Origin of the sequence: Dysgonomonas sp. GY75, from assembly GCF_015234155.1 — a bacterium.
Taxonomy (GTDB): domain Bacteria; phylum Bacteroidota; class Bacteroidia; order Bacteroidales; family Dysgonomonadaceae; genus Dysgonomonas; species Dysgonomonas gadei.
Genome location: NZ_JADCLQ010000056.1, coordinates 174,368 through 186,928 on the forward strand (window position 1 = coordinate 174,368; position 12,561 = coordinate 186,928).

General features: G+C 35.8%; 10 protein-coding genes. 9 read left to right on the forward strand and 1 reads right to left on the reverse strand.

Going from position 1 to position 12,561, the window contains the following annotated elements; genetic code table 11:
• Positions 1-10: 10 nt before the first annotated feature.
• The 9 genes from IR083_RS21940 to IR083_RS21980 all read left to right on the forward strand — a co-directional run bounded on the left by IR083_RS21940 (position 11) and on the right by IR083_RS21980 (position 10,342).
• Positions 11-1,258 (forward strand): HesA/MoeB/ThiF family protein, encoded by a 1,248-nt coding sequence (locus IR083_RS21940; protein ID WP_194225926.1) that lies wholly within the window; start codon positions 11-13, stop codon positions 1,256-1,258.
• A gap of 3 nt (positions 1,259-1,261) precedes the next feature.
• On the forward strand, positions 1,262-2,677 hold the full coding sequence (locus tag IR083_RS21945; RefSeq protein WP_194225938.1) for an SH3 domain-containing protein: 1,416 nt from the start codon (positions 1,262-1,264) through the stop codon (positions 2,675-2,677).
• Between the two features lie 11 nt (positions 2,678-2,688).
• Positions 2,689-3,051 (forward strand): hypothetical protein, encoded by a 363-nt coding sequence (locus IR083_RS21950; protein WP_194225927.1) that lies wholly within the window; start codon positions 2,689-2,691, stop codon positions 3,049-3,051.
• 628 nt (positions 3,052-3,679) lie between these two features.
• Positions 3,680-5,017, forward strand: a complete 1,338-nt coding sequence (locus tag IR083_RS21955; protein WP_194225928.1) for a radical SAM protein — start codon at positions 3,680-3,682, stop codon at positions 5,015-5,017.
• An 8-nt stretch (positions 5,018-5,025) separates the two neighbouring features.
• Positions 5,026-6,399: a radical SAM/SPASM domain-containing protein gene (locus tag IR083_RS21960; RefSeq protein WP_194225929.1), complete on the forward strand. Its 1,374-nt coding sequence runs from the start codon at positions 5,026-5,028 to the stop codon at positions 6,397-6,399.
• Positions 6,396-7,760, forward strand: coding sequence for a B12-binding domain-containing radical SAM protein (locus IR083_RS21965; protein WP_194225930.1), 1,365 nt, complete (start codon positions 6,396-6,398; stop codon positions 7,758-7,760). The genes IR083_RS21960 and IR083_RS21965 overlap by 4 nt, the downstream gene beginning before the upstream one ends.
• A gap of 37 nt (positions 7,761-7,797) precedes the next feature.
• Positions 7,798-8,877 (forward strand): M20/M25/M40 family metallo-hydrolase, encoded by a 1,080-nt coding sequence (locus IR083_RS21970; RefSeq protein ID WP_194225931.1) that lies wholly within the window; start codon positions 7,798-7,800, stop codon positions 8,875-8,877.
• A gap of 2 nt (positions 8,878-8,879) precedes the next feature.
• The gene (locus IR083_RS21975; protein ID WP_194225932.1) at positions 8,880-9,710 is read left to right on the forward strand and encodes a formyltransferase family protein; all 831 of its coding nucleotides are present in this window, start codon (positions 8,880-8,882) and stop codon (positions 9,708-9,710) included.
• Between the two features lie 494 nt (positions 9,711-10,204).
• Positions 10,205-10,342: a hypothetical protein gene (locus IR083_RS21980; RefSeq protein ID WP_194225933.1), complete on the forward strand. Its 138-nt coding sequence runs from the start codon at positions 10,205-10,207 to the stop codon at positions 10,340-10,342.
• A gap of 457 nt (positions 10,343-10,799) precedes the next feature.
• On the opposite strand, the gene IR083_RS21985 is transcribed toward IR083_RS21980, so the two are convergent.
• Positions 10,800-12,320, reverse strand: coding sequence for a RagB/SusD family nutrient uptake outer membrane protein (locus IR083_RS21985; protein ID WP_194225934.1), 1,521 nt, complete (start codon positions 12,318-12,320; stop codon positions 10,800-10,802).
• Between the last annotated feature and the right edge of the window lie 241 nt (positions 12,321-12,561).

Sequence of the window (12,561 nt, forward strand, 5' to 3'; positions counted from 1 at the left end):
AAAATCTATTATGGCATCAATAGTTTATGTTTATCAGAACCAATTGCAGAATTTGATTGATAATAATATACAAGAAACAAACGGAGTCGCTTTTGAGTGGAAGGGTGAGGAGGTATTTCATGTATATACTCAGTATCCTGAGATTTCACCATCGGGCAGTCCGTCTGTATGTATGTACCGGTTTTTTGAAGAAGAGAAAGCGCTAAATGAGTGTAAGCCTTTATTTGAACAAGAATCCCTTAGATACTATAATGCACAAAATGATTTTAATAGTTCTATTATTGGAATATACTTCTGTATTACAGATAATGTTTTATTAAAAAAGGGATTTATAAGAAACCGTGAGGGAATTAAAGACATAGATATCAAATTTGTTCCAAACAAAAGTGATTTATATTCACGGAGTAAAGGACTTCTCGAAACAGATATTCTTGAAAAGAAACATGTTCTGATTATTGGATTAGGCAGCTTCGGTTCGCAGATAGCTGTAGAGCTGGCAAAGGCTGGTGTTGGTAATTTCAGCCTGATTGATTTTGACAGAGTCGAATTGCATAATATCGCTCGTCATATTTGTGGAGTGAATGAATTGGGACGGCTAAAGACAAATGCTGTTTCAGATGCAATAAAGCTGAAAAATCCATATGCTAATACAGAAAAAACAGATATTGATATAACAACAAACCAAACCTTATTGGAAGAACACATAAAGAAAACTGATTTAGTTATATGTGCTACTGATAATAATCAAAGTCGTTTCTTGATTAATGATTTGGCTGTAAAGCATAAAAGAACTGTGCTTTTTGGGCGGGCAATAACCCGTGCCGAAGGTGGGGATGTTTTCCGCCTCCGCCCGGAAGGACCATGTTATTGCTGTCTTATTGGGAATAACTGGTTCAATACGCAAGAGGAGATCTCAAATTTAGAACGGGCGAGAGAAACCGGTAGTATTCCGGCATATGTATCCGAAAACGATGCAAATGCTATAGTGCAGGTTGGTTTGTCTTCAGATATTGCTCCAATATATAACATGATGGTGAAATTATCTCTTGTTGAACTATCCAGGGATCTTCAGTCCGGTATAGCCTCATTAGAAGAAGAACTAACATTTGACTACTACATATGGGCTAATCGTAGAGAAAAATTTTATGATAATTGGGGATCATTTAACGGAGCTGGTAATATGCCAACAATAATGAAGTGGTATGGTGTAAAATTAACAAAAGACGAAGAATGTCTTTCATGTAATAAGTCACGCTGATACATGGCAAAGAAGCTGAAGATCGGAAATAAATATTTCAATCCGGAAACTGGAATGTTGGAATCTACTGCCGGATCGGATAGTACGAATACATTCAGAGCTCTGGAGTTTATCCGGCGATTAGAGCCACGAAGGGCTCCTGTATATCAGCGTTCTTTGTTTGACCGGATCAAGAATTCTATTTTAAACGGAATTGATAAGTTTACTGAAGATATTCTTCCTGTTTTTATCTGGATTATTTATATCCTCTTTGTTATTCTGGCATGGGTGCAGGAAGGTTTTATTGTTGGTATTATTGTTGGTGTTGTTGGTTTTTTTCTGACTCCGATTGTAGCAGGAATATTAGCAGGCATACTAGCTCTTCTTTCTTTAATATTGGGTAAACTTCTTTATTCTAAAACGACAGCCATCATTTCTTGTATGCTAATAGCTGGTATGATTCTCTGGCAATTTATTCCTAAAGAATCGAGTGTCTCATACGGGAATTTACTGAATAAGAATAATGAATATGTGATTTATTCTGATGTAGCGAATATTCGTTCCAGCCCTTCAGATAAAGATAAAACGAATATCAGGTCCTCGTTGCCTTTAGGAACTAAAATAACGACACTAGGAGAACCTGAAAATGGTTGGCATAAGGTAAACTATGATGGTTCATTTGCATATATTTCTCAGAATGTAGTAATTAATCAATCCGATTATGCAATCTTGTCGACGTTGTTAGATAAAAATAATAATTGGAAAAGCATTAATACTATAAGAGACAGGAAGGCATTACTAGGGTATTTCAAAAACAATAATTATTCATCAGAGCATACTTCTCCGAATAATAATTCTAATATCTGGAACATAGGGCAATGTATAACAGGAAAGAATATCTATTTGCAAAAAATAGATATAAAAAGTATAGAAGTTTTGGGTATTATATTAGAAAATATCACATCTGAAGAACGAAAGTTAATAGCATTCATATTTGGTTCGGATGAAGCTCTCTTAGACACTTATGAATGGCAAGTGAAGGATCGGAAAGGTATCCAGTGGTTTACGGTACAAGGTAATCAATTGTATGTCGTATATGAAGATATTAAAAAAAATGTTCAGAATGAAAAACATGGAAGCCAGCAATTGGAAACACAAAGGGATACACGAAATAAAGATGCTTATACAGGAGAGCAAAACCAGCAAGGAAGACCGCATGGAATGGGGACATATATTTGGGCTAATGGCGATAGGCTCGAAGCCAGTTGGGTAGATGGAATTGCTTCGGGGCATGGGACTTTTACTTCTCACGAAGGGTGGGAATATATAGGCACTTTTGAAAATACGAAATTTCACGGAATTGGTACTGTTTATTATAGAGATGGTAGCAATAAGACCTTTAGGTTTGTGAAAGGGGAAGTGGTAGAAAATATTAAATAATATATATAACTATGGAAACAATCGGTGGTATAATTGTGGTAATTATTGGGATTGCAATTCTTCTTTTTCTCCTGAAGAAAATATTATTCGGATTGGGTTATATATGGGCCATAGTAGGCCCTTATGTAAAACCTATGTCGATATTTGGTCTTTTAGGGGGTGTTGTTAGCTACTTTGCGATCAGCAACTTTCTAACCGGAATGGTTATTGGTGGCATCATAGGTCTGATACTGAAAATAGCAGGTGCTTTGGATACAAAATGTCCTGATTGTGGGAGTAAGAATACCTCAAATAAATATTATTCGAATGGTATCGAAATCAAAGTAGAAGGAGGAAAGCATTGCGATGATTGTGGAAAAAACTTTTATAAATAATAATAATGTTCCTATTCTCATTATATAATATACTCATATCTCATAATGCTCAATTTAGAGCCAAATACATATCTGAATTAGAGAAAGATCAGGAGCTTTGCAACCATTTAGAAAAATTGCGAAAAAAGCGAGACTCTTTACTGCATTGTCATCCCGAATTCAACAAACAATATAGTAAAGACATTTATAAAGAAATGGACCAAATATGGAAGGAGCGATCTAAGTTGTTCAGGACAGAACGTTATATGCAGTTTGTTGATGTTTGTCTGTATGCTGTTTCAATTATAATAATCATTATATATGGGAAGGAGCATCCCTATTCGGTTATTATTTTACCAATTCTGGTAATATATCTGTTTATCCTGATAATGAAGGTAGGATCTAATCATGTCTCTGGTTTTCATGAATCAAACAAGAATGAAGGATAAGGCGTACTCCGAAAAGCCCAAATAGAGTAGGAATAATTTCAAATTTTACAGATATGTTGACAGAAGTATTTGAAGTTAGCGAAGTTTCTTGCAATGCAGGATGCTGTGATTGTTTCAGTAAATGAAACATGTCTGGTGGTAGCCTTAAAGAGGCTACCATTTCATGAAAAACTTAAATTAATTTATAAATTAAATAAAATATGCACTTTCCACATCTTAATAAAAGGAATATATTTATAATTCCGGCAGGTGATTTCTTTAATAAAGAGAAAGAATCTTGTTATTTGATATTTTCTCCTTTAGCAAATTGCTTTTTATTAGCTTTACCTAATGAGGTTCTTGCCTTGGAAAAGATGGTGAGCGAACAAAAATCAAATGATCTGTTAAATAAGCTTGAAAAACATATTCCTCTAGAAGGCAGAAATCTCTATTACGATGGATACGATTCAACAGCAACACTTTACATTTTACTAAATGAAAAGTGTAATTTTCATTGTAAATACTGTTATTCTGCCGAAGGACGTTCGAAAGCAGAACTTACTTTGGACGAAATTAAGACCTCTCTTGATTTCTTCTTATCAAAGGATAGAAAGTCACCTGTGTGTAGAAAAATTATGTTTATAGGAGGAGGAGAACCTACATTGTCTTGGACTCTTGTAGACCAAGCCACAGAATATGCAGAAGAAACAGCTATAAAAAATGGTATCGAATTAAAGAAGGAATTAACTACAAACGGTTCTATACTAACTCATGAAATGCTGGATTTTTATAAAAAGCATAATTTCGAACTGCAAATTTCATTTGAAGTTATTCCAGATATACAAGATGATCAACGTGGTCAATTTAATAAAGTCTCAGAAAATCTGAAGCTTCTTGGAGAGAATAATATAAAATGCAGGATTCGGTCTACTATTACTGAATTAAATGTAAAACGCCTGGAAGAGATGATTGAATTGTGTTATCGGGAATATCCTGATGTTGATTTATTAATATGTGAACCAGTAATTGATGCAGATTATTTTAATACTCCAAACAAACTACAAAAATTTTATGCGGAGTATTTTGAGTCTTTTACAAAAGCCTTTCCCATCGCTAAAAAGTATGGGATTAAAATATTCTCAAGTTCCTATGGAGCTATTAATACATTGAGAGAAAAGTTTTGTGGAAGCCTTTACTGTTTAACGCCTTATGCGACTTTTACCACTTGTGCTTTTACATCGTCTCCGAATGAAAGTGGGTATAATGATGCTGTTTTCGGAAAAATACAAGAAGAAAAAATAATTTTTGATGATGCCGCTTACGAGAGACTTACATCAGCAAATATTAACTCGTTTCCTAAATGCATTGATTGTTGGGCAAAATGGAATTGTGGAAGCGGCTGCCCCAATCAAAGACGTGTTTATAAACCCGAAGTATTTGACGAGGTATGTGTTTTTACCAGACAATTACTTCGCCATAGCCTTTTAACGGAATTAGGTGACAAATTCCAAAAATCAACTGGGAAAAATTTTATTTCCGAAATAGCATCTAAATTATAATAAGAACTATGAAATTTCCACTACTTTTCCAAAATGACATATATGCAATCCCAGTGGGCGATATATGGAATATTCCACAAGATAAATTATATTTTATATACTCTCCTCTGAGCGGACATGTTTTGGTAGCTAATGAAGAAGAACTTGTTAATATTGAAAATATATGTTCGGGTGACAATATCGGGACTGATGCCCAAAATAATCTATTAAAACAATTAAAGGAACAACGCAATCAGAATGTATATGAAATTCCGGATAGCCATGATGGTATTACAGAAATTGATATATTGATGAATTTTAAATGTAATTTTAGCTGTTCTTATTGTTATTCTGCTGCAGGTCGTTCTGCTAAAGAAGTCTCATTCGAACATATTAAAGTACTTGTCGATTATTTATTTTCGCCCGAACGATCTCAAAAAAGAACATATAGAATAAACTTTTCAGGAGGAGGGGAACCTTTGCTTAGTTTCCCTTTAATAAAGAAAACGGTGGATTACATTAAAGAAAAAGCTAAACAGTCATCTTGCGAATACAGTCACGGATTAGTAACAAATGGCAGTCTTTTGACTCCTGAGATTATCGATTTCGTTAAGGAGCAAAGAATTAATCTTGTTGTGTCATTTGAGGTTTTAAAAGAATTTCAGGACTTAGAAAGAGGTAGTTATGATAGTGTTGCGCGTAATATGGATTTATTGCTTCGAAAAGAATGTCCTTTTGGTATCAGAGCAACAATCACCCCTATAAGTGTTCACAGTATGAAAACGATGGTTGAAGAACTTTCGGTTCGTTTTCCTAAACTGAAAGCTATAGTTTTCGATACTGTATTATCTGCTGATTTATTTAATACCCCGCAACAATTAGGCGACTATTATGGCAATTTTTCGAATGAATATTGGTCTGCAAAAGAATTAGGTGCTGAAATTGGCATTGAAGTAGCTTGTAATTCTGTGGAGCTTGCAAGTATATTGCGAACCCGTGCATGTAGAGGTAAGGTCGTTCTTACTCCTAATGGGGACATTTCTTCCTGTGCACGTGTTTCTTCACCACAAGAGGATTTATATGATGAATTTATATATGGGAAAATAGATAAAGACTGTTTAGTAATGGATAATACCAAATTTTCCAATATTATGGAAGAAAATAATATTTATACGCGCAGGGAATGCCGCGAATGTTATGCCCGTTGGAGTTGTGGAGCCGGATGCTGGCTGTTTTCTAAATCTTTCCCAAAAGAATTTGAGGAACCTTTTTGCAATTTTACGAAGGATTCTTTAAAGAAAAATCTTTATGAAATTATCAGCAAGAGATATAGCTCGGTACATAAACAAAGTTTATGGGATTACATAAACGGGCAGATAAAATATAACCACAGTAACTTATGATTTCGAAAAAAAAGCTAAATATATTGTTGGTAATCCCTCGCTATGAAACTTATGGAGATCGGGGGCATTACGTTATGCCATTGGGAATTCTTTATGTGTCATCTTACTTGAAACATTCACAAAAAGCAAATGTGTTAACAATTAATCTGAATCATAAAGAGGGTGATGAAGAAGATATCCTTTCTACTATAATTCATCAATCAGATATTGATATTTTTGCTATAGGAGGTTTGTCGGGAGAATATATTGATATTTCCCGCATGGTAAATTTGGCGCGAAGAATAAAACCTTCCATAAAGATTATTGTTGGTGGAGGTATTATGACTGCCGATCCGGAAGTTACTATGCAAGCTTTGCCAGAGGTAGATTATGGTGTGATAGGAGAAGGGGAAATAACAATTGTAGAATTAGTAAATGCTTTGACAAAAAATCAGTCGGTTAGCTATATTAAAGGCGTCATTTTTAAAGAAGAGGGAAAACTGGTTAGAACGCCTCAGCGAAAAGAAATTGTAAATTTGGATGAATTGCCTTTTCCTGATTATGAAGGATTTGATTATGGGACTTACCTCAATGAAAATCCGGATATAAGCGATGATGGAATAAAGTACTCTCAGGTCTCAGTAATCGGAGGTCGTTCGTGTAAATATAATTGTACTTTTTGTTTTCACCCTTCAGGTACGACTTATCGCCAACGTTCACTAGACTCCATTTTTTTAGAAATTGACTATCTGGTTTCCCACTATAGTATATCATATATTGCTCTGCGTGAAGAGTTGTTTGCAACTGACAACAAACGGGTAGAGGACTTTTGTAAGCGGATAGAACCTTATGATTTCATCTGGTCGATTCAATTACGTATTGATAGTATAAACCAGGAATTAGTAAATTTATTGAAAAATACAAAATGCCGCTATGTATTTGTAGGAGTAGAAAGTGCCAGCAATGAGGTTCTTCGTAGCATGCGCAAAGGCATTAATCTGGCACAAATAGAAAAAGCACTGAATATGCTTAATGAAGCAAACCTTAATTCTCGTTCGGGAGTTATTTTTGGAGATAGTGCAGAAACATTTGATACGGCTATCTTTTCTCTCGAATGGTTTAAGAAGAATCGTAGTTGTTATAGAATGTTTGTAGATATGATTATAGCATTTCCCGGCTCTGCTCTTTACAAAAGAGCTTGTCAGAATGGCGTTATCTCAGACCCTGTCCAATTTTTGAAAGATGGCTGTCCTATTGTAAATGTTTCGAAGATGAATACCTCAGAATTCCTGCAACTGGTCCGGCTAATCGAAGATATAAACCAACGTCATTATAAAATTGCAGATTACAGTGAATTAGAAGTAGTTAAGAGCCTTCATTAACTGGATGTATATTAATATAGATTAAATAAAGAAAAGTATGTTGATTTGGAGATTTGATTCAGCTGCAGAAAACAGGCTGAAAGATATACTTGAAATTGCAGCTCCAACTTCTTATGAGGTGATGATGGGAAATTATTTGCGGAAAATTTGGACTGCACAGAGTCTGGATGTTTCATCGGATGTTTTGGGCAATGTCTATGCTTCTTTGCCAGGTGTTACTCCTATTCATATTGGATTGGTAGCTCATATGGATACTATAGCAGTGCAAATCTCCAAAGTATTACCTAATGGTATGCTTCATTTTCGTTCCCTCGGATTAATACCACAGGTAATGGGAGGGCAAAAAGTTAATATTTTATCTGATAATGGCCTGATAAAAGGTATAGTCGGTTTTGATCCTTTGGCCCAATATGGCGTCTCAAAGGGAATTACTGATGAGGATTTATGGATTGACATTGGTACGTCTTCTGCACAAGAGTCGTTATCACAGGTAAGTATTGGTGATTTTGTCGTGTTGCAAACCCAATATTTAAGATTGGGAGAGAACCGCATTTCAGCGAGTGGACTTGACGATCGCATAGGTCTTTTTATTATAAATGAATGTATGCGATGGTTTACATCCCGGGGAACATCTTTATGCCTGCATGTTATTGGAAGTGTACAGGAGGAGATTGGATTAAGAGGTGTTTCAGTTGTAACTAATCATCAACATTTAGATGTTTGTTTTGTCCTTGATGTTGATTTCGCTACCGATATAGCAACATCATATGAAAATCAGCCTGGAGAATTGTCTTTGGGAAAAGGAATAGGAATGCACCGGAAGGCAGATAACAACATTGTTCTGCAACGAATTATGCGGGATGTAGCTGAAGAGAAGGGATTTCCTTATCAAATAAGCCTAGGACGGCGCATTTATGGAGGAACTGATGCATCTGTGCTTCAACTGCAAAAAGAAGGTATTGCCACAATGAATATTAATATTCCATGTCGATATATGCATTCAGCTTCTGAGATCTGTGATATTCGGGATATTGAAATTGCAGTTAATTTATTGATTGAGGCAATTAACCGGATAGCAGCTTTGAATAAAAAGAGTTTCATACCAGGGATTGATTAGTTATGAGAAGAGTGATTCTGGCTACAACAGGTCCTTCTTTTGTATTGAGTTCTTTAATAGAAGAACGATCAATTCATTTGGCAGGAATAGTGCATTTCAACCCTGTTACGACAGAACTTCTGCACCCTATAACAGAAAAAGGTATAGACTGTTACATATATGACAATGATATAAATTCCCTAAAGGAATGGATTGAGGTTCGGGGACCGGACATTCTTATAATATATAAAATGCCTTTTTTGTTACCTAAAAATATTTTCTCTCTACCTAAATTTGGTAGTATAAATATTCATCCCTCTTTATTGCCTGACTACCGGGGGCCCAACCCTTGGTTTTGGGTATACTATAATATGGAAACTATGGGGGGAATTACTATTCATAGGGTTGATAAATATGAAGATCATGGGGAAATATTGATTCAAAAACATTTTGATATAGAATTGGGTGAAGAGTTGTATTATCTGCAATTAAAAGCTGAGAAATTAATATATCCTGAATTGTTGAATTTGGTATCACACATTGATACGGTAAAAGGTATACAACAAACTTCAAACCCTTTACATGATAGGTCTCCCAATATTTCAGATTATTCTTCTATTGTAAATTTAGATGATATGGATGGAATCCGTATCTGGCACTTGCTTAGAGGATTCCCTCATCTACTTTATTTATTCACTAAAGGATGCCAATGTAAATATAAAATTGGAGGCTTTATTAGCGATCCTGATATGAAGAAATGTGATATTGGACAAATTATTAATGACGGCAAAAACCTCTATCTATATTGTATTAATGGTAAGATTTTGTTAATTAATGAGATGACAGGAGAATAAAATAAAAAAATAGATTCTTTTAAATATGAAATCCTCAACTATCACTATCTTTGTATTCATTGTAAGTTATCCGACAAAAGTGTAAAATAAAGCGAATACATGTCAAAAGAACCGCTTCTAAATCATTACCTCGTTCAAAACTACTCTTTATAACTATCAGATAAAGAGTTCAAATTTTCAATAAAGCTGTTATCTGAAGAAGATCTCTATAATCTGCGGAATCAATAAGCTAATAACCTGCCATATCGCGAGGTATAACAAAAATTAGTTTAAACTATAAATGAGCAACTTATGAAAATATGTTAGCCAATAGGCAACGATTCACAAAACGGCTAAAATTCATGTCGTAGATGCGGTTTATTAACAATGACTTGGCTCTGGCCTTTGTTATGATCTCAACAAGATGCTTACCACGACCTTGGTCATTATTCAGCCGTTATTGTTCTTTATCTTTCGGGATGTGATGTGGCACACAATATTTTGACAAACTGCCTTTGGGGCAAATACAGCACGAAGAGGTACGTCGCCTCGAAAGCTATATGCCTCAGACCAAGCCTTACCTCAATCCGAAGCTAAAGATTATCGACATTACGGTTAAACTGAATACCAACCGTACATCCTACATGGCGTAGGTAATCTGATAGATCCATGAGAGCGAGCCGCGCTGTTCGTAGGCCGAATAGTTGACTACCCCATGGCGAAAGCATTTTGTCCGTAGTATAGCCAACACACAATAAAGAGTCAGGTACAAGAGACGACTCCTATGAATTGACCGATAGTCTCGATATATTTATCAATGGGCATCGCGGAGTATTATTCCGTTGGAGTTTTGACATAGATATACCGCAAAAACTTTCAAACAACCTATTCCTATTCGGCACAAGCGAACTCAGACTGCCACTTTGGTCAACCGATCTGGACGACAATACATTCATCGTGCTCGATCTTGATGCTTTTTTAGAATTTAATTATGGAGTTAATAAATGACTATTAACTCCATAATTTATGCGAATATTATTGATTAAGAAATTAAGATGAATAAAATGAGGAAGAACAAAAATAGTATAATGGAAGATTAAATATATCTTTCTAATTACTATAATTCGGGTTTTGGGTCAAAACACCGTTTGATCTATCTATTTCTGACTGAGGAACCGGAAGAAGAGCATGCCTGTCCTGATAGTTAGTTTTGCCAGCTGCATGTAACACTTCCATAGCCGTACCCCAGCGAACCAGATCATAGAAACGATCGGGTTCGAGAGCGAGTTCAACTCGTCTTTCTTTTTGAATAGCTTCCCGTAATTCGACTTGGTCTGTTGTGGTTACTTCCGGAAGAATAGAACTATCTCCACCTCTGGCATGTGCTCGTATTTGTTCTAGATAAGCAAGAGCATTACCTGTCTGTCCCAGTTCATTTGCTGCTTCGGCAGCCATCAATAAAACATCAGGATAGCGAATGATACGGATATTAACCCAAAATCCTTCGTTTGTATATCTTGCTCTCATAGTCGGATTAGTATAGGCTTTTTTGTTGAAATAAGCACCCATTGCTTCTGATATTGGAGATTCGCCATAAGGTCTGTTTGTATTTTCTGCAGTCTGTTCTTCTCCGGGTCTTCTGAAATAAAGAAGTGTTGCATCTTTACGAGGATCACCATCTTCAAAAGCATTTCCCAGTTCTTCCGTAGCCATGTGCCACCCCCATCCCAGATTCCATTCACCGGAGCCTCTGACGCCCTGAACTTGACAAAACTGACTACCAATATCTGTGCTGCCAGGTAGTGCGGCAGTAGCAGTACATTGCAATTCGAATATAGATTCGCCACAGTTTTCCCCTTCATCTGTAAACACTTGGTCTACAGCAGTATTTAAATTATATAATCCCGAAGTAATTATATTTTCAGAAGCTGCTAGCATATTAGACCAGTCGTTGCGCATCATATATGTGCGGGCATGAAGGGAACGTGCGGCCCCCCAGGTCAAACGTCCTATATATCTGGATTCCCAAACTGTTGGTAAATATCTTTCAGCAAAAGTCAGATCTTCATCTATCAGTGTATATATTTCCATTGCCGGACTTTTGGGGATGTTGGCTTCAGCTGCATCTATAATTCTAAAGTCGATTTTAGGAACATCTCCCCATGCTCTTACCAGATTAAAGTAACAGTATGCCCTAAAAAATTTGGCTTCCGCCTCGAGACTATATAAGCTTTCATCGTTAATCCTGTTCAAGGTATCGATAACTGTATTACATTCGTGAATAATTTCATAATTGAAGTTCCAATATGTACCTAATATACCATTGGATGCATTATACTCAAAATTATCCCAGAAACTTGCATTATCGGGTCCATCATTAGCTGTACTTCCCTTCTCTGAATCTTCGGAACGGAACATATGCACAGCAAAGGCCGGAATACCTGCTGTGATGTTATAGCTTCTCATTTTAGCATATATTCCAAAAATATTGGCTTCTATGCCTCCACTGGTATCATCATCTGCAGTAAAGCTTCCTTGGGGACTTCTATCTAGAAAGTCGCTACAGCCAACAATCGTTATAGCTATTACAGCTATTATAATTACATATACAAGTTTATTAATGTTTTTCATACGTAAATAAATTATAGTTTATAGTCCCTAAATAGGACTTTTAGTTATTAAATCATTATTTCAGGCGAAACAAGAGAGAGCACTTATCGTAATAAATGCATGGTTATTGGATATATTAAAAGGGAACAGCCAAGAAGATTAAAATTTCATACACGTGCTCACAGGTCACAATCTTTGGTGCTAAGCTGTTGAAGTCAGTTTCATAATCGGCTTATGTGTTACCTTTGAGATAACTGGAGCC